Source organism: Scytonema hofmannii PCC 7110, assembly GCF_000346485.2.
GTDB classification, from domain to species: Bacteria; Cyanobacteriota; Cyanobacteriia; order Cyanobacteriales; family Nostocaceae; genus Scytonema; species Scytonema hofmannii.
The window spans coordinates 8,649,906-8,669,186 of sequence record NZ_KQ976354.1 but is presented as its reverse complement, the minus strand read 5'-3'; the positions used below and the strand labels follow the sequence as shown (position 1 = coordinate 8,669,186).

The window sequence follows — 19,281 nt, the reverse complement described above, 5'->3', positions numbered from 1 at the left end:
TATGAGCTTACCCCCACAGCGGTGTTTGTGCAATCAACACGAACGCCGCTTGACTGTCCAAAGGTTTAGAAAACCAATAACCCTGTCCGTATTCACATCCCAGTCTTCTCAATTCAGCAAGCTGTTCAACCGTTTCAATTCCTTCTGCAATCACATCCATTGATAAATTATGTGCCAATGTCAAAATAGTGCGGACAATTTCAGTATCCTGATTCTGAACCCCAATCCTCTGAGTAAACGAGCGATCTATCTTCAACAGATGAACGGGAAACTGATGCAAATAACTTAACGAAGAATATCCAGTGCCAAAGTCATCAATGCAAAGCTGGATATTACGATCGCTCAATTGCTGTAACAAATCCCTCGCCACCTCAGAATAAGTCATTAAAGTGCTTTCCGTAATTTCCAGCTTTAAGTGTTCTCCCTGAAGCTCCATGTTACTTAAGACGCGGTCAATACGTTCAATCAAATCTGATTGCGAAAGCTGCTTAACAGACAAGTTAACGCTCATTGTCAGAGGTAACCGATCGCTAAATTGCAACTGCCAAACCCGCAGTTGACGACACGCTTCCAGCAATACCCATTCTCCAATAGGAATAATTAGCCCTGTTTCTTCTGCTATGGGAATAAACTCAGAAGGCGAAATCAATCCTTTTTCAGGATGCAGCCATCGCACCAGTGCTTCAAACCCTGCCAACCTCCCAGTTTGCAGCGATACAATCGGTTGATAGTAAACCTGCAATTGTTGGTGTTCGATCGCCCATCGCAAATCTGTTTCTAGTTGAAGCAGCAATGTGGCTCTGTCCTGCATAGTCGTATTAAAAATTACATAACAGGATTTTCCTCCCGCCTTTGCTTGATACATGGCAATATCAGCAGCACGTAGCAATTCTTCCGCACGATTGTAGCCCGTCAAACTAGAAACAATCCCAATACTAACAGTATTGAAAACCTTATAACCATTTAAATCAAACGGTACATTAAGCGCTAGTTGAATGCGATCGGCAATTTGGGCTTCATCTTCTGGAGCATCTAATAAAATAATAAATTCATCGCCTCCCAATCTAGCAACTATATCCATCGGGCTGAGGCAAGATTCTAATCTTCGGGCAATAGCAATCAAAAGCTCATCTCCAACCATATGCCCCAAACTATCATTAATCACCTTAAATCGATCCACATCCAAAAACAACACGGCAAATCGATAATCCCGATGCTTTTGTGTCCGCCGAATTGCTTGTTCCAATCGTTCGGTAAATAGCAGCCGATTGGGTAATCCAGTCAGGGCATCATGCAGGGCATCATAAACCAGTTGATCCTCCATTTGCTTTCTTTCTGTAATATCACGAAAAAAGATAGATAAACCTTCATCATCAGGATAAACATTCACTTCCAACCAACGCTCGCTAGGTGGATAAAATTCTTCAAACTGAATATGTTTTTTAGTCTTCATTGCTTCGTGATATCGCTGGTAAAACACAGTATTTATTGCTATAGGATAAGTCTTCCAAAAATTATTTCCCAAAAGTTCTTCACCGGATTTCCCCAATTGCCGTTCGGCTTGTTGATTGACGTAGACAATCTGCCATTGCCGATCCACAGCAATAAATCCATCTGTAATTCGCTCTAAAATCCGAGAAATTTGTTCTGTTTTTAGTTGTAGAAATTGGTTGAGTTCTTCCCTATATTTGAGTAACCGTGCGTGCTCAATTGCGATCGCCATCTGTGTAGACAACAAATTCAATAATTCCACACGTTCTGGTTTAAATGCAGCTGTGGCTAAGTTATTCTCCAAATAAAGCACGCCAGACAATTTTCCCTGATTTACCATCGGCGTGCAGAGAATAGATTTGGGTTGTTGATGGCGAATATCAGGATCTGAAGCAAATTGATTGTCGCGAGTTGCATCGTCCAGAACTACGCTTTTTTGAGTGCGGGCAACATAATTGACAATACCAACACAAACAGTTTGACACTTTTGAATTGGAACGGGCTGTCCTACAGCTATCGTATCGCCATCAGCCACGCCAGTTGCCTCCATCAACAGCTTACCATCTGTTTCTAAAATTAATTTTCCTACCTGTGCTCCAGCATTTTCAATCGCTACCCTCAGTAGCGTTGATAAGAGACGGTTGAGAACAAGTTCGCTCGCAATCGCTTGAGAGGCTTTCATCACAGTTTCCAAGTCTAGCGTCTCGGAACGGCTACTCGTGGAATCGGTGACAGAAATTTGGGTACTTTTCTCTGAGGATTGCTCGAAGAATTCTGGAAACCTCGTCTCCAAATCCTGAACTTTTACCGTAGCCCCCCATCGGAGGTAGCGGTAACGGGCTTCCTGAATACAGGCTTTGGCAAAAACAAACTTTCCTCTAGTCAAATAAACTTTAGCCGCTCGCTCATAAGCTATAGCGGCTTCTTGAGTGTACTCGTGTTCGTCTGCAAGGGCAATGACGCGATCGTATAACTCCATTGCCTGAAACTCTTCACCCAATATGCGATGCTGTTCTGCTTGAATCAACAGAGATTTGTGCTGGTAATTCATGGGAGCATATTGCGCCCAACGTTCCATTTGTGCCAAATCCAATTTCACTTTGCTAAGAATCTCAATCTGCTCTGAAGGAGATGCTTCAGCATAAATAGCTAATCGGGCTAACGCATCATAAAAGTGGAAGAACGCAATGCTGACTTGTCCTGCAACTCCATCAACATAAGTGGCTGTTAAATCGGCATTTTCCACTGCTTGCCTTGGTAAATCAAACCAGCAGCAAAGCATGAGTTTATTCAGATAGAGTAGAAACAAAACTTGGCGATCGTTTGCTTGTTGCAGCAACGGTAGCGATTGTGTTTCATTGTAAGCCTTCCCGACTAAGAGATGGGGATGGGCAGAACTTGCTGTTAAGTTCAAAATCGCTTGTTTGAACATTGCGATCGCATTTGCATTTCTTGTCTGTTTCAGAGATGTTAGGTCATGAATGTAATTAGATGCTAATTGTTCTATCTCAGGAAGAAACACACCTGCAAATAAAGCTTGGTCACAATGGTGAAGCGCTGTATAACCAGCAAACGCAAAGTCCCCATTTTCGATACCTGCTTGATAGCAGTCTTGTAAGGGACTCAGAGTTTCCCTCAGGTGAATTTTCCAATAACGGGTTCCCGCATGGATAGGTAGGAGTGTTCTACAACGAATTGGTTTATAATTCAGCTTCTCCAACAATGCTAGAGCTAAATCACTAAATTGACAGCCAGTTTCAATATCGACTCCACAAAGAATTAAACCGTATACAGCGTAAGAAAAAGGAGAAATCTCTGCATTCCCGTACTCAATCGATAGATTCACTTGCGCGATCGCAATTAACGGGAATAATTCAGGGGCGGTAACGTGCGCTGCGGGGATAGCAATAGATAACACTTGCATAGCTGCAAGTGCTCTAGGTTCAGTCATTAAGGGTAAATTGATTAATGATTCAATCGGTATGTGAGCCAATCGAGCGATGGTTTTTGTGAGTGCTTTTTCAACATCAGCTTGGGTTGCTGGTTCTGGAAAATTCACTTCTAACAACGATAGTATCTCTAAAGCGGTCTGAAGTGCTTCAGTTGGATGCCCCTGTACCAGTAGGGCTTGAATTTTAACCTCGTAAACTCGCACTTTATCTAATACGGTTTGTGCCTGTTGTAGTGTCTTTTGAGCTAACTGTTCCATGCGCTCAAATTGACTGTTGAGAAAAGCAGCTTCAGTTGCCGATTGGTGCAATTTTAGTGCTATCTTATACTGATTTTGCCAACAGTCTTCTGCTAGCAAACTTAATCCCACTTGCAAGTAACTGAATGCTGAATCATAGGCAGCAGAAGCTTTTGCTTTTTCACCCGCCATCAAATTAAGTTCAGCCAATCTGTTCTTTTCTGACTGTTGATTGATAAGTTCTTGTCCTAAATTCAGTTGATTGACAATGTCAAAAAATCTTTGCTCCTGCTGTTGGGGATCGCTACTGCAAAGCAGGAGTTGCCCAATTTGGTAGTGAATCTTTTGGCGATCGCTTGCGGATATAAGGGAGTAAACGGCTTGCTGAATTCGGTCATGTACAAACTTACATTCAACGACTGCCTGTTCCTGAACACCCAATACAATCAACTTATAATTATGATTTAAGGGAATCACCAGCCCGATAGCAACAGCTTCTTGAAGCGCGATCGCAGTTTCTCTGGGCGAGTGCTCGTAAACCATTGCCAAAATATCTACTTCAAACTGATTGCCAATGCAAGCTGCTAATTTTAAAATATTTTGAGTTTCGGATTTGAGTTGTTGAATCTTAAGAGCCAATAGTTCTACGACATTGCTTGTAATCTCTCTAGCTTCAATCTGCTCAATATTCCACTGCCACTCGCATAACTGCACATCAAATTGCAATAGCCTCTCTGCATCAAGAGCTTTCAGAAACTCCTTAATAAAGAAAGGATTGCCACCTGTTTTGTCTAGAACGAGTTGAGCTAAAGGTTGAGCCTCTGTAGTACTACAGCTTAGCGTTTCAGAAATCAGCAGTGTCACATGGTATAATTGTAATGGAGAAAGAATGATTTGCTGAACAGCTCCTCCACTGCGATAAATTTCCTCTAGCGTTACCAGCAACGGATGAGTTGCGCTCACCTCATTATCGCGATAAGCCCCAATCGCAAATAAACAAGCACTATCTGTTGCTGTTAGCAATAGTTGTAATAATTTTAGGCTGGCTATATCTGCCCATTGCAGATCATCCAAGAACAATACCAATGGATGTTCTGGCTGAGCGAATACGCGAATAAAACTTTGAAAAACAAGGTTGAAGCGGTTTTGTGCTTCTGCTGACCCCAGTTCAGGGACTTCTGGTTGCTTACCAATAATCAGCTCTATCTCTGGAATCACATCCACAATAACCTGAGCGTTGCTTCCCAAAGCTGCCAAAAGTTTTTCGCGCCACTGACATAACTGTTCTTCCTGTTCGGATAACAGTTGTTCGACTAAATCGGCAAAAGCACTTACTGGTGCAGAGTAAGGGATATTCCTCTGATATTGCTCAAACTTCCCTGCAATAAAATAACCCCGTTGCTGAGTTATGGGCTTGTAAATTTCTTGCACGAGAGCCGACTTACCAATCCCAGAGTAACCAGAAACTAGCATCATCTGGGTTTTTTGAGGAGGTGTGACGGAAGACTGAGAACTTTCCCTCATCTCCTCATTCTTTTGTGCAACTTGCTCAAATGTCCCAATCAGCATGGCAATTTCTTGCTCTCTGCCATAAAGCTTTTGCGGAATTTGCAGCGTAGTTGATATATCTTTGCTAGCTAAGAGAAAAGGTTGGATTGTACCATAATTCTGAAGTTGGCTGAGGCATTCCTCTAAATCTGTTTTAATACCTATAGCACTCTGGTATCTTTCCTCTGCCATTTTTGCCATGAGTTTAAGGATGATTTGGGATATGGCGAGGGGAATCTCTGGTTTACGCTTATGGGGTGGGATTGGTTGTTTGGCGAGATGACAGTGTACTAACTCCAACACATCGGTAGTGTTGAAGGGTCGCTGCTGGGTGAACAATTCGTAGAGAGTGACACCCAAGGAGTAAAAATCGCTGCGGTAGTCGAGGGATCTGTTCATTCTCCCCGTTTGCTCTGGCGACATATAAGCCAAAGTCCCTTCTAAAATGTGGGGACTGGTGAGGATGGGATTTTCGCGAGCGAGGATGGTAGAAATACCAAAGTCAATAATTTTTAGCTGTCCGGTGACTGGATTGAAAACAATATTTGAGGGATTTATATCTTTATGAATTATATGCTGTTGATGAATTTCACCTAAAATTTCAGTGATTTGGATGGCGAGTTTGATAACTGTTTCTAAGGTGAATTGTTGGTAATTCAAATTCAAGGATTCCCCACCAAAATCCTCTACAGTCATCACTAAACTGTGCTGGTATTGTTCCAAGCTGTAAGCTCTCACTGTACCTTGCACGGTCAGGTGACGGGTAATTTCATACTCTAGTTTGAAACGAGCAATTTCCTCAGGTGGAGGATACTCTTGCTTGAGCACTTTGAGGATAACGGGAAATTTATCGGAAAGCCTGCATCCTCGATAGACTAATGATTTGCTACTTTCGTAAAGTTTTGTTGTAATTTGATAACCTGCGATCGCTCTCATCGAAGGATGTTTGATTATTCATAATATATTGCCCAAAGCAATATTATATTAGTTAGTCCAGTCATAAGTATTACATAATTCTTCATGTAAAATCGATATAGTCATATCATGTGCAGTCACAAACAGAAAAGTCATGGCTCGCCGTCGTATTTTGCAAGAGGGGCAAGCCTATACATTTTGCTCCTATTTTGAAATGCCCTATGAAGCCGACGAAATTTTGGCAGAATTGGGCTATGCTTTACGGAAAACTCGTCTTGAGTTACCGCGTACCAATCGTCAGTTAGAACGTTTGGCAGAGTTACGACAGCGAATTGAGGAATCATTACCCCTAATCAGTTTGAGCAGTGAGACAGCACGACGGGAGACACTTGTAGCACCTGCATTGCTAGAAGTTGCTCGTTATTGTCAATGCCAAATACGAATTGAGTACCCGTTATCAGTCAATAACTGGTTAAAGGGCAATTTAGATTACTTTCTCAAACACAATCCAGGTTTACTAGTTGTTGAAGCAAAAAATGATGACTTAACACGAGGGTTTACACAGCTTGCTGTAGAATTAATTGCTATTGCTGCAGTTGAAGAAGGTGATGTGTTTTATGGAGCGGTGACAATTGGTGATGCTTGGCGCTTTGGTCGGTTAGAAAAAACTCTTCAGCAGATTCTTCAGGATGTTTCACTTTATCGAATTCCGGATGATTTAGAAGATTTAATGAGAATTTTGGTAGGAATTTTGGAATCAAGTGAAATTCCCCATACAATATAGTTAGAAGTTTTTGTAAAAGTTGGGAAAATGCAGCATTTTTCTATTAAAGAAATTCAAAATACCCATAATGATGTTTTAAATCAGGCTGCTTTTGAACCTGTTTTGCTAACAGACGAATCGCAGCCAAGTTATGTGATTATGTCAGTTGAAAGCTATCAACAATTAATAAACCGAATTGCTCAGTTAGAAGACTTAATTATAGGTCAACAAGCTAAAACCGCGCTCTCCAACTCGCAGATGGTTGGTAGCGAAACTTTTACAGCAGAAATTAAGCGTTTGGCTGCGCTTGATGATAGTTTATAGTATGGCAAAACTTGATGGTCTTGAAACAGTTCTTGATTTTCTCAAAGGTTTGCAACCTAAAATCGCTGCCCAGATTGCCAAAAAAGTTATGTCTTTGAATGTCGAACCATTACCAGCAGATTCTAAGGATCTGGTTGGTTATACAGGATATCATCGCGTAGATTCAGGAGAATATCGCATTGTTTACCGATTTGATGCTGATGCGGATTTAGTCCAAGTAATTTTGGTGGGAAAGCGTAATGATGACGAAGTATATAAGCAACTTAAGCGTTTATTAGGCTGATTGAAATACAGCAGATTTTATGTTTTCTCTGAGAGGATGTTTGTAAAGTCTTTCATACGTGTATGGTAGCTCTTATTGCGGTGGAAAAGGACCGATGACAAGACCTCTGGCAAAAGTTTTTTAAATCTCACACAAAGCGCCAAAGCTGCAAAAATTTTCTTAGCGCCTTGGCGTCTTTGCGTGAGGCTATTGTATCTGCTCTCACTATTAAAATTTTACTATTGAAGCTCAATACGAACTGGATTGAATTCAATAGCGACGACACGAGTATCATCCTTTGGGTTATCATCATCACTAATATCAGGACCACCCGTATCACCAACAATTGCAAATAGTTTGACTAATTCTGTACGTTCATCTCCAGAAGGTTTCACGATATGAACATAATTGCCGCCATCAGGTACAACTGCTAATCCTCGTCCAATAATATCAAGGACTTCTCTTTCACTACGACCACTTCTAGCCATGAGCGCATCCAGAATTCTTCCAGCAAACTCTTTAAAATCTGCACCCGGTCCAAGAATTTGAAAACCTGCGGCTTTACTGATAAAGCTAGTTTCAGATAACTTATCTGAAACAATTCTTGTGATGCGCCTGCCTCTTGGAGCTTGCCAAACTTTACGAGTCCATCGTCCTTCTGTTTCTGACCAATCACTCTGAGTTTCTTTTGCATGAAGGTAAATATCCGCATACAAAGATTGACCACCGTCGCCAATACGCAATCTTACATTACTCTTCACAGCTGGTCCATGACCATCAAATTCTCGATCGCCTCCTAGTACCCTACTGGGAGCTAATTGCTCGCTAATATTGTTGATTCTAATCTCTCTTACATCTGCTAACGCTGAACTCACGAAAGAAGAGAAAATAAGAGTTGATGCACTTATTGTAGTCAACAGTACAGTTGAGAAAACTTTATGAATTTTCATGTTCTAATTCCTTTAAAAGTTAGCAAATTGAGCTTGGCTTGCTCTCACTTTTAACAACAAGTGAGAAAAACACATTATTCCAAAATTACAAAAAGAAAGGCAGAGGACCGAAGGAAAAATTTTTAACTTCAATCTTGTAGACCTCTACTCCCCACTCCCTATTTTCAAGACAGCGTGGCTGCATAAAAACTGCTTGTCAAACATACATATATAAAGATTGAGGAAAATGGTGACTCGTTTATGACAGTAAAGTTACTGAAAGAATCCGGAACATAGACACCATCAGATGAGTCTTTTCTCATAAAGATTGCGATCGCTGTCCTCTTTCTATCTGCTCCCTTTTATATAAGATGAGCTAATATGCTTATACAATCAAAATCAGTGGCAGAGCCTTTTACAAATCTACTCATTGATCCAGAGCATCAAGAAGTCATCGCCAAGATTGCCCGAAAATATACTAGAGGAACTTCCACATCTTGGGAAGATGCAGCACAAACTGCCATAATGAAAGTCTACGAAACTCTGAACGCTGGAAAGTTTCGTCAAGGAGGAATCACAGAATTCCAACGTTGGGCTATAGTTGTGGCACGATATGAAATTATTAACTTTGTCAGAAAAGAACGTTTGCGGAACTGCCAAAGTCTAGATGCCATCATTGCTGGTACAGATTTCTCCTTGGTAGATACAATTGCTGATGAGTTCAATCTGTTAGAAACAATAGCCCGTGCCGATCTAATTATCAAAGCAACAGAAGCCATTGTAAGTCTAGATTCACGAAACAGCGATCGCGGTTATCTTAAACTATGGCAACTCATGGTTGAAGGAAAAAACCAAACCCAACAAGCAGTAGATTTGGGAATTAGTCAAGGGGAAGTTTCCAAGCGTTGGAAGGAGTTAGTAGGACGCGTTGCTATAGAATTAGGGCTGCTAGAACCTTTAGCCGTTAAGCAGGAACAACAAAATAGCAAGCTCAAAGAGACTCGCAGACGCTCAAAAGCTAAATGGTGATGCGATGTTGGATGAGCGATCGCAAAAGAAAAATAGCAAATAAGAATTTTGTCAAGTCTTTGAGAAATTTCTTATCGTTCAGCATAGGACAATCCACTGATTTGTTAACACAATTAGCCCTCCTTCAATATCGGGAAATGTAAACCTATGCTTTGGACTTATGAAAACTTCAAATCTTCTGATATGCGAAAACCTTACCCAGCATCACCACAACCTGGAGAAATTTGGGAATTAAATTGTCAGGTACAATCTCCTGAAGTATTTTCTATGAATACAAAAAATGACTTGTACTCACCTGAAGCTCAAAATTTTTTGCAGGGTAGCACTCCAAAACGCTATGTCATGATTGTCACGGAAACAGAGTCAGAATGGGGTATTTTGTCTGTGATGGTACTTTCAGAGGAAATCAGTTTTATTTCCGACGTCGATTTGCTTATTCCTGCAGATATTTCTGGTTTATCACAAGATTTATTGGCAGAAACTTGGCACGTACAGCCAATGCTTGCTTGTAATTTATTGCAGCCAATGGGTAAGAGACTTTCACATGATATTTATGACATATTATTGACTGTAGGAGACTGTTATCATGGGTTAATCAATCAACAGTTAGAAAGGTTTCAGTTTGAGCGATTGGGGTTAAAAGTAGGAGACCAAAAAGCCTTAGAAATACCTAAAATAGCCCTATTCCACAAACAAGAACAAGCCTGGAGTGATGTATTAACAATACCAGTAGCAGTTTACCGCACTTACATTAAAAGTGTGAATTTTACCAGTCAAATTCTGAGGGAGCAGTTACAAATAGACCAAGAACTGGCAAAATTTAAACAAAGTCAAAATACATCGTTCAACTCACTGTTTACCTCTTTTAATAAAACCTATATCATTCTCAGTCGCTGGTGGCAGAATATTTTTGAGCCAGAATGGCAGGTTTTTTCTTCATTTCCAAATTTAGCAATTGCTACGCGCAGTCATGCTGACTTGCAAAATACTCACTCAAATCCCGATGAAATTGCAGCACTCGTTAAGCAACTATCATCTGACAATGAAGAAAATCAACGCCAACATGCAGCCAAGCGGTTAGGAGAAATTGCTATTGGTCATTTAGATGCCATTCAAGCTTTGGTCAATTTGTTGCGAAGTACTTCAGATGACGAAACTCTGTGGATAGCTGTAGAAAGTTTGAGAAAAATTGACCCAGAAAACCCATCTAATGGAGTCAGAAGGGTAAAACTGGTTGATTTAGGTATGGACATTGCTGGTAAAGCTGTAGCTTTGTCTGTTGCATTGTTACAAAAATATGATGGCAATGTGAGTGTACTTTTGCAAGTTTATCCCACAGGTAGCGATCGCTATCTACCACCCGATCTAAAGCTGATATTGCTGGATGGTTCTGGAGAAATATTGCGTGAAGTCACTGCTAGGCGTGCAGATGTTTACACTCAACTCAAATTTAGCTGTGAACTGGGAGAAAGATTTACCGTGCAAGTCTCTTTAGGTAATGCTAATTTTAGCGAAGATTTTGTTATTTAATTAAACTTCTTTCCTCTGTGTTCTGGTGCGTCTCTGCGGTTAAATCAATGATTTTTTAACCGCAGTAGGGTGGGCAATGCCCACCAAAAAAACTATATGGTGGTCATTGCCTACATATAGTTTAACAATTAAATAGGATTCCAATATTTTAACTTATGGTGTTAGTGACGTTTCCCAACTTTTCAGGTAAAAATCTTCAAGGTCGTGACTTTAGAGGTCAAAACCTTACAGGTGCAGATTTTAGTAACTCTAACATTCGCGGTACAAATTTTACTAATGCTATTCTTAAAAATGCTAACTTCCAAAATGCTAAAGCAGGATTACCCAGAAAGCAGTTATTTTGTTGGATTTTGTTAACATTAATGATCACTATAATTTTAGGAGTATTCTCAGGGTTTGCACCTGTTTTTACTGGATATTTGCTTTTTCCTTACTCAGTTAGTCCAGATAATTTTTTTGCTTCTCTTATAGTTTTAAGTATATTTATAGTCTTTGCTATCACTACTGTTTACAAGGGTTTATCAGCTGCCTTTTTTGCCGTTTCTTGCACAGGTATACTCTGTGGATTTTTGCTAGGAATAATGACTGGCAAAATTATAGGCATTTCTGCTGGTATTGTTAGCGTTACTGTGACCGCGTTGATTGTTTGTATCATGTTAATCATCATGGCATTCTTGGTGACAGTAGCTGAACAAATTGCTGGCATAAGAATAGCTATTGTGGCTCTAGGTATAATATTTGTGAGTGGTCTTATTGGAACGACAACTGGTACGATAACTGGTGTCGCAGTGGCTGAAGTTTTTGCAGGAGTTAACAAACTGTCATTATTTAAAGCTCAAGCAGTTCAAGAAGCTGCGATCTCAGCTACAGTTGGTAGCGTTGCTGTCATATTATTTGTTAGTTATATCAGTTGGCAAACATATATTGAGGATGGCAAGTTTGCTTGGATGAGAAAGTTAGCCATTGCTGTTTCTAGCATGGGTGGAACTAGTTTTAGAAAAGCAGATTTAACGGGTGCTAATTTTAGCTATGCCACACTGAGCAATGCTGACTTTTTTGAGGCTAAACTGATTCGGACGAATTTTTATTTAGCTAGAAAGCTTTCTTTAGCCAAACTAGACAAGACTATTTTAATAAATCCACTCGTTCGAGATTTAGCTGTACATAAAAAAACAAAAAATCAATCTTATATTGGGTGTAATCTCAAGGGGATAAACCTTGCAGACGCAGACCTTAGTTATGTTGATTTCACCGAAGCAGATATTAGTGAGGCTACATTTACAGGTGCTAATTTACAAAATACCAATCTCATTAAATCTCAAGCAATAGCGACAATTTTTCAACAAGCACAATTAACAGGGGCTTGTTTAGAAGCCTGGAATATTGACAGCACAACTCAATTAGCTGGAGTCATTTGTGACTACGTTTATCTTTTAAAGAATCAGCAAGAACGTCGTCCTAGCAGTGGAGAGTTTAGTCCCGGAGAGTTTACTAAACTATTTCAAGTAGCGATAAATACTGTTGATTTAATTTTCCGGAATGGTTTAGACTTACAGGCTTTATCTGCGGCTTTATCAAAGGTAAAAATAGAAAATGAAGATATTCATTTAGCAATTAAAAGTATTGAAAATAAGGGAGATGGTGTTGTTCTTGTTCGCATAGATACGCCAGAATGGACAAATAAGGCGAAAATCCATGCTGAATTTACTCAAAATTATGAATTCGCTCTTAAAAATTTAGAAGCAAAGTATCAAGCAGAATTAAAAAGTAAAGATGAACAAATTGCTCTTTATCGCCAGCATCAAGCAGACTTAAAAGAATTAATCCAAATGATAGCTCCCACGGCTAAAAAATCAGCAGAGGGGAAGTTAGTTGTTTTAAAATTAGGTCAAGGTGACTTAAGTACAGGGTTTTCAGTTACACTACAAATCAGTTTAGAAGGCGAACGACCGTATTTTGAATCAAACGGTCAATTACCGCCAGCTTCAGAATTAGCTTTCTTCTACCATCAATGGCAAGCTGCATATCGCCAAAGTATGCAGAGAAATTTGCGAATCAAGATTCCAGAAACACAAGTTACCAATATTAGCAGGCGGGAATTATTTAAAGAATGCGATCGCTTTGCGGAAAATTTAAAAAAACACGTTAATTTATGGTTGAATTCTGAATTATTTCGTCCTCTTAAAGAGCAATTACTAGAAAAATTAACTCCATCAGAATCTATTCGGATTCTTCTGCAAACAGAAAATAGCCAATTGAGGCGGATACCCTTGCAGCTTTGGAATTTGTTTGAACGCTATTCCAAGGCGGAAATGGCTCTTTCGTCAACTACCTACGAGCAACGAGAAAAGTCTATATCCTCCAGATCCCATATCAAAATATTAGCAATGCTGGGAGATAGCACTGGCATTAATACTCAAAAAGACAAAGTTTTGCTTGAAAAATTACCCAATGCAGAAGTCCACTTTTTAGTGGAACCACAACGCCAAGTGCTCAATGATGAACTTTGGCTGCAACCGTGGGATATCCTCTTTTTTGCTGGTCACAGTTTTACTCAATCTGAGCAAGACATTGGTCACTTTCGCATCAACCAAACTGATAGTTTAACCATTGCTGAATTAAAAAATGCTCTTTCCAAAGCGATTGAGCAGGGTTTGCATCTAGCAATTTTTAACTCCTGTGACGGTTTGGGACTAGCAGTTAACTTAAGTGATTTACATATTCCCCAAATGATTGTCATGCGCGAACCCGTACCCGATAAAGTAGCACAGGAATTTTTAAAAAACTTTTTGACAGAATTTTCCAGTGGTAAACCTTTGTATCAATCAGTACGTGAGGCTCGCTCTAAGCTACAAGGTTTAGAGGATGAGTTTCCTTGTGCAAGTTGGTTACCAGTGATTTGTCAGAACCCATCTGAAATTCCTCTTACATGGTTGGTGAAAAAAAACTAAACTATGTAATTAAAAGTATGGTTGAGTCAGAATCACTTGTGGTTGAACTGTGTTGGGGAATGAACTTGGTGAGACTGGTAGTCTCCACGAATGAATCGGTTTGACTGTTAAGTTGGCATCTGCGCTTTTTGTGGGTAGCAATCTGACTTTTGATATCCACCTATTTTTTTTGTATAAGAGGTTACTTTTAAAGTCAATGCTCTATAATTACAATAAGTTCCTTTCTATCAACCTATGGAAACACAAGAAATTTTGCAATCATTGCCAAATTTAAGTATACGCGACTGCTTGAAAATTGCAGAAGTAGCACTAGCAATAATTCAGAAAGAACAACATTCTCTCACAAAAGACGAGCAAAAACGTGTTTTAGCCGCCGCCGCCAAAACAGCAATAGAAGATTATGCTGCTGGTAGTGAATTGATTGTTTTTTCTGAAATTGAGGGAGAAGACTTTTACGACTATCCGGAGCCAAAAATTTAAACTGGGAAGCCCATGTATAGAGGTGAAGTTTGGTTGGTAAATCTAAATCCAACAGTGGGTAGAGAAATAAGCAAAACTCGTCCATGCATTATAGTTAACGATAATGCTATCGGGGTTTTACCACTAAAGGTAATTGTACCTGTTACAGATTGGAAAGATAGTTTCGGAGCAAGACCTTGGATGGTTCGCTTGGAACCCAGCACAGAAAATAACTTGGCTAAAACTTCTGCTGTTGATACATTTCAAATACGTTCGCTTTCTGAAAGTAGATTAGTCAGAAAGTTGGGAGAAGTATCTGAATCAGAAATGTTACTTATTACTCAAGGATTAGCTATTGTTTTAAGTATATAAAAATTTTTTTGGCTAAAGAGAGCATAACAAATGTTATGTTAAATTCTCAACTGTGTATAAGCTATTCAGCAATTAGAGATAATCACAGTAGGGGTACTGTGGGTGAGTTTTTAAAAGAGAATATTCAAAAGGGAGCCAATCTATCTATTGTTTCAGCTTATTTTACTATTCATGCTTTTGAAGCTTTAAAGAATGAGCTTTTACTTATCGATCGTCTTAATTTTCTGTTTGGTGAACCTGAATTTATTCTCGACCCTCATAAAAATGAAAAGAAATGGTTTCTGATTGAACGAGATGGATTAAAGCTGCAAAATCAACTTCAACAGAAACGGTTAGCTAGAGAGTGCGCTGACTGGATTAGAGATAAGGTACAGATTAAGTCAGTACGTGAAAGTAATTTACTACATGGCAAGATGTACCACATTGCCACTCAGGTTGAGCGTACTAGATCCGATGGGTCTAAATATACTTATGAAGTGGAATCAGCTATCATGGGTAGTTCTAATTTTACTATCAAAGGTTTAGGCTTAAGTGCTAAAGATAGTAATATTGAATTGAATTTAATAGTCAGAAATGAAGAAAGTACATCTGATATAAAAAATTGGTTTGATGAAATATGGAAAGATGACAAGTTAGTAGAAGATGTCAAAGATAAGGTACTGCTTTATCTTAAACAAGTTTACACTAATTATGCACCAGAATTTATTTACTATAAAACTCTATTTCATGTATTTGAGCAATTTTTACTAGAACAGCAAGAAAGTGGATTGCTTACTGAAAAGAGCCAGATAGTTGATACTCAAATATGGAAAAGCTTATTTGAGTTTCAGAAGCATGGCGCGATCGGAGCAATTAATAAAATTCTTAATCATAATGGTTGCATTATTGCTGATAGTGTTGGTTTAGGTAAAACTTATGAAGCTTTAGCTGTCATTAAATATTTTGAACTGCTGAATTATCGAGTGTTAGTTTTGTCTCCGAAAAAGTTAAGAGATAACTGGACAATGTATCAAGCTCAGAATAATAGTGAATTAAATCAATTTATTGGCGATCGCTTCAGCTATACTGTATTATCTCACACAGATTTATGTCGTGAATCAGGTAAATCTGGAGATATTGATTTAGCTACTATTAACTGGGGGAATTATGACTTAGTAGTGATTGATGAGTCGCATAATTTCCGTAATTACACTAAGGGTAAGCGTGATGAGGACGGTAATATCATTCGTAAAAGTCGTTACGAGCGACTGATGGATGACATTATCAAGAGTGGAATTAAAACTAAAGTTTTATTGCTCTCTGCTACTCCAGTTAATAATAATTTGACTGATTTAAGACATCAGATTGAATTTCTTACTGAAGGTAAAGATGATGCTTTTAAAGATTCAATTGGTGTAGTGAGTCTTAAAGATACACTGGCTAATGCTCAAAGGAATTTTACTAATTGGGCAAAGAAGAGTAAAAATCGGAAAACCAGTGATTTATTAAATTCTCTCGATTCTGGATTTTTTAAACTGCTTGATGAATTAACTATTGCTCGTTCTCGAAAACATATTCAGAAATATTACAAGGATGTTGTAGCTCAATTAGGTGGATTTCCTGAACGTCTTAAACCTTTATCTATCTTTTCTAAGATTGATTTGAAAGGGAGATTTATGTCTTATGACAAACTGAATGATGAAATTTCTAATTATCAACTTTCATTATTTAATCCCTCTAAGTATGTTTTAAATCAGTATAAAGAAGAGTACGAACATAAATCAGGACAAAGATTTAAACAAAGCGTGCGCGAACATTTTCTAATTGGCATGATGAAAGTAAACTTTCTCAAACGGTTGGAAAGTTCGGTAACTTCGTTTGCGATTACGATGGAAAGAACTATCGATAAAATTGAAGCTTTACAGCAGCGAATTGAACGATTTAAGCAGTTTCGCGATGAGAACCACAATATTGATTTTAATCAGTTGAATATTGAAGATATTGATGACGAAGAATTACAAGAAGCTATGGAGGTTGGTCAAAGACTAATTTTAAAAATCGCGCATCTTGATATTGATGCATGGTTAGAAGATTTAGAACAAGACAAGCAACAACTAAATATTCTTTATAGTTCAGCGTTGCAGGTTGATAAAAAGCGAGATGCAAAATTAACAGATTTGAAAAAGCTGATTGAAAACAAAGTAAAACAGCCAACAATTAATAAACAAGATAAACCTAACCGTAAGGTTCTAGTATTCACTGCTTTTGCGGATACAGCAGAGTATCTTTACAATGCTTTGCAGGAATGGATAATAACTTCTAAACTGAATATTCATATTGCTTTAGTTGCGGGGGGAACGGGAAGAAATAAAACTACGTTTGGGAAGAATGAGTTTAATCAAATTTTGACTAATTTCTCTCCTATTTCTAAAAAGCGGGATAAGATGAAGTCTATGCCGCTAGAGGGTGAAATTGATTTATTGATTGCAACAGATTGTATTTCTGAAGGACAGAATTTACAGGATTGCGATTATTTAGTTAATTACGATATTCATTGGAACCCAGTACGAATTATTCAGCGTTTTGGACGGATTGACCGCATAGGTAACATTAATCATACCGTCCAGCTAGTTAATTTCTGGGCAACTGATGACTTAAATAAATACATCAATTTGAAAAATCGGGTAGAGGCAAGGATGGCATTAGTAGATATTGCCGCTACTTTTGAGGATAACCTGCTAGAACCGGATGAAATTGAAGAGTTAATCCAAACCGATTTGAAATATAGAGATAAGCAGTTATTACGTTTACAGAATGAAGTATTGGATTTAGAGGATTTTAATGAGAGTGTTGCTTTGAATGAGTTTACCTTAGATGACTTCCGCATTGAACTAAGTAAGTATCTGGAAAGGAACCGCAAACAGCTAGAAGATGCACCTTTAGGTATTTATACAGTGGTTCCGTTAGTTCCAGAAAATCAGATAATTAGCTCAGGGGTGATTTTCTGTTTGAAGCAGAAGGGCGGTTCTTCTAGGAATGAGACTGTTAATCCGCTACAACCGTACTTTCTGGTTTATATCCGTGATGATAAAGTTGTGCGCTTCACCTTTGCCCAACCAAAGCAAATTTTAGAGATGTTCCGGTTGTTGTGCGTGGATAAGATGCAAGCCTATAATTCGTTGTGCGATTTGTTTGACAAACAGACAAATAACGGGGCAGATATGAGTTTTTATAACGATTTACTTCAGGGGGCAGTTGATTCGATTACTCGAACTTTTAAAAAGCGGTTAGGTAGCAATTTGTTTAAATCTGGTAAAGGTGCGGTAATGCCGGAACAGAAAAAACAGGTAACGAGCAAAACTGATTTCGATTTAATTTCGTGGTTGGTGATTAAAGATGAATGAACAACAGATACGGGATGCGATCGCTCAATCAATACAGGGTTTAGCAGGAGGTAATGCAGGCGAGAAGGTAGAGACATTATTCCAAACACTAGGATACTCCACAGAAAGAAAATTTGATTTAGATAGCAATGATCCTCAAGATTTTCTCGATACGTTTGAATGGGGAGAAATTAACCAGAAACGGGCAATGTTTTCTGAATGGAGTTCGGTTAATTTTCTTTTTCAATTAACTGAAGATGAAATATATGTCAATCCCCAGGTAAAAATTTTTAACAGTTCAATCGATCTAAGTTATCTTAAATCTTATATTTTCTTAGCTATTAGTTTGCATGGGAATTATTACATCCGCACTCAGCTATCAGATATTACTCGCGAAATTAACCGTCAATCTGATATCCCCATTATGGTGCTATTCCGATACAGTGAGAGTTTTACTTTGTCGGTAATTAATCGCCGTCCTAATAAAAGGGAAACATCTAAGGATGTTTTAGAAAAGATTACTTTAATTAAAGATATTGCGATCGCCAACCCCCATCGCGCTCATATTGAAATTCTTTTCGATCTTTCGTTAAATCAGTTATATAAAGAATATCAATTTAGTAACTTCGATCAACTTCACAGCGCTTGGCAGAAAACTCTTGATATTTCTCAACTTAACAACAAGTTTTTCAGAGAGCTAGCAAACTGGTATTTTTGGGCAGTGGAATACGTTAAGTTTCCTGATGGAGCGGAAAAAGATGAAACGGTACGCAATGCTGTCAGTGTAATTCGTTTACTGACTCGGTTAATTTTTGTTTGGTTTCTAATGGCCCTTCCACTATAGGATCAGAACGCCCGTGAATCCAAGAACGCAGCTTACCCGCCGGAATCAGCAAATAGCGACTCGCCTCAGTAATCGAGTACCGAGGTAGATTGCGTAACTCTAGCTGTTGGTAAGTCGCTTTCATCCTGAAAGTGCTAAATAACCCTAATCTTGCTTAATTTACACCCTTTTTACACCCATTTTTTGTCTAAAGGTGTCCAAATATTTCTGCTTGCTCTACACACCATAGTCAATTCATAGTCAAAGTCAAGTTAAAAACTTGAAAACCCCCACTACTTTGGCTATCTCTTCTAGTGGAGGTTATTTCAAATTCC

Annotated in this window: 12 protein-coding genes; 10 read left to right on the top strand and 2 right to left on the bottom strand. The window is 38.7% G+C overall.

From position 1 onward, the window contains the following. Positions 1–7: 7 nt before the first annotated feature. Complete coding sequence (locus WA1_RS36710; RefSeq protein ID WP_017746733.1) at positions 8–6,163, bottom strand: EAL domain-containing protein; 6,156 nt, start codon at positions 6,161–6,163, stop codon at positions 8–10. A 133-nt stretch (positions 6,164–6,296) separates the two neighbouring features. Between WA1_RS36710 and WA1_RS36705 the strand changes: the two genes are divergently transcribed. From WA1_RS36705 to WA1_RS36695, 3 genes are read left to right on the top strand one after another with little or no spacing between them, the layout of a single operon-like run. Then, positions 6,297–6,926: a hypothetical protein gene (locus WA1_RS36705; protein WP_017746732.1), complete on the top strand. Its 630-nt coding sequence runs from the start codon at positions 6,297–6,299 to the stop codon at positions 6,924–6,926. Positions 6,927–6,953: 27 nt separating this feature from the next. Then, positions 6,954–7,229 carry a type II toxin-antitoxin system prevent-host-death family antitoxin gene (locus WA1_RS36700; protein WP_017746731.1) on the top strand — a complete coding sequence of 92 codons (276 nt, stop codon included), beginning with the start codon at positions 6,954–6,956 and terminating at the stop codon, positions 7,227–7,229. A gap of 1 nt (position 7,230) precedes the next feature. Further along, a complete protein-coding gene (locus WA1_RS36695) occupies positions 7,231–7,512 on the top strand; it encodes a type II toxin-antitoxin system RelE family toxin (RefSeq protein WP_026135029.1) in 282 nt (93 codons plus the stop codon). Between the two features lie 218 nt (positions 7,513–7,730). Here the strand turns inward: WA1_RS36695 and WA1_RS36690 are convergent, their stop codons facing one another. Continuing rightward, positions 7,731–8,441, bottom strand: coding sequence for a hypothetical protein (locus WA1_RS36690; protein WP_017746729.1), 711 nt, complete (start codon positions 8,439–8,441; stop codon positions 7,731–7,733). Between the two features lie 360 nt (positions 8,442–8,801). Between WA1_RS36690 and WA1_RS36685 the strand changes: the two genes are divergently transcribed. From WA1_RS36685 to WA1_RS36655, 7 genes are all read left to right on the top strand, one after another. Continuing rightward, positions 8,802–9,449 (top strand): sigma-70 family RNA polymerase sigma factor, encoded by a 648-nt coding sequence (locus WA1_RS36685; protein ID WP_017746728.1) that lies wholly within the window; start codon positions 8,802–8,804, stop codon positions 9,447–9,449. Positions 9,450–9,596: 147 nt separating this feature from the next. Then, positions 9,597–10,979, top strand: coding sequence for a DUF1822 family protein (locus WA1_RS36680; RefSeq protein WP_017746727.1), 1,383 nt, complete (start codon positions 9,597–9,599; stop codon positions 10,977–10,979). A gap of 155 nt (positions 10,980–11,134) precedes the next feature. Next, positions 11,135–13,930, top strand: a complete 2,796-nt coding sequence (locus WA1_RS36675; RefSeq protein ID WP_017746726.1) for a pentapeptide repeat-containing protein — start codon at positions 11,135–11,137, stop codon at positions 13,928–13,930. Positions 13,931–14,164: 234 nt separating this feature from the next. Continuing rightward, complete coding sequence (locus tag WA1_RS36670) at positions 14,165–14,410, top strand: hypothetical protein (protein ID WP_017746725.1); 246 nt, start codon at positions 14,165–14,167, stop codon at positions 14,408–14,410. Positions 14,411–14,422: 12 nt separating this feature from the next. Further along, the gene (locus tag WA1_RS36665) at positions 14,423–14,761 is read left to right on the top strand and encodes a type II toxin-antitoxin system PemK/MazF family toxin (protein WP_017746724.1); all 339 of its coding nucleotides are present in this window, start codon (positions 14,423–14,425) and stop codon (positions 14,759–14,761) included. An 8-nt stretch (positions 14,762–14,769) separates the two neighbouring features. Next, positions 14,770–18,144, top strand: a complete 3,375-nt coding sequence (locus WA1_RS36660; RefSeq protein ID WP_201789146.1) for a helicase-related protein — start codon at positions 14,770–14,772, stop codon at positions 18,142–18,144. After that, a complete protein-coding gene (locus tag WA1_RS36655; protein ID WP_017746722.1) occupies positions 18,137–18,967 on the top strand; it encodes a hypothetical protein in 831 nt (276 codons plus the stop codon). The genes WA1_RS36660 and WA1_RS36655 overlap by 8 nt, the downstream gene beginning before the upstream one ends. Positions 18,968–19,281 lie beyond the last annotated feature (314 nt).

Bases quoted from the DNA above. Each gene is read 5' to 3' on its own strand.
- WA1_RS36710 (WP_017746733.1), bottom strand. From the start codon at position 6,163: ATGAGAGCGATCGCAGGTTATCAAATTACAACAAAACTTTACGAAAGT.
- WA1_RS36705 (WP_017746732.1), top strand. From the start codon at position 6,297: ATGGCTCGCCGTCGTATTTTGCAAGAGGGGCAAGCCTATACATTTTGC.
- WA1_RS36700 (WP_017746731.1), top strand. From the start codon at position 6,954: ATGCAGCATTTTTCTATTAAAGAAATTCAAAATACCCATAATGATGTT.
- WA1_RS36695 (WP_026135029.1), top strand. From the start codon at position 7,231: ATGGCAAAACTTGATGGTCTTGAAACAGTTCTTGATTTTCTCAAAGGT.
- WA1_RS36690 (WP_017746729.1), bottom strand. From the start codon at position 8,441: ATGAAAATTCATAAAGTTTTCTCAACTGTACTGTTGACTACAATAAGT.
- WA1_RS36685 (WP_017746728.1), top strand. From the start codon at position 8,802: ATGCTTATACAATCAAAATCAGTGGCAGAGCCTTTTACAAATCTACTC.
- WA1_RS36680 (WP_017746727.1), top strand. From the start codon at position 9,597: ATGCTTTGGACTTATGAAAACTTCAAATCTTCTGATATGCGAAAACCT.
- WA1_RS36675 (WP_017746726.1), top strand. From the start codon at position 11,135: ATGGTGTTAGTGACGTTTCCCAACTTTTCAGGTAAAAATCTTCAAGGT.
- WA1_RS36670 (WP_017746725.1), top strand. From the start codon at position 14,165: ATGGAAACACAAGAAATTTTGCAATCATTGCCAAATTTAAGTATACGC.
- WA1_RS36665 (WP_017746724.1), top strand. From the start codon at position 14,423: ATGTATAGAGGTGAAGTTTGGTTGGTAAATCTAAATCCAACAGTGGGT.
- WA1_RS36655 (WP_017746722.1), top strand. From the start codon at position 18,137: ATGAATGAACAACAGATACGGGATGCGATCGCTCAATCAATACAGGGT.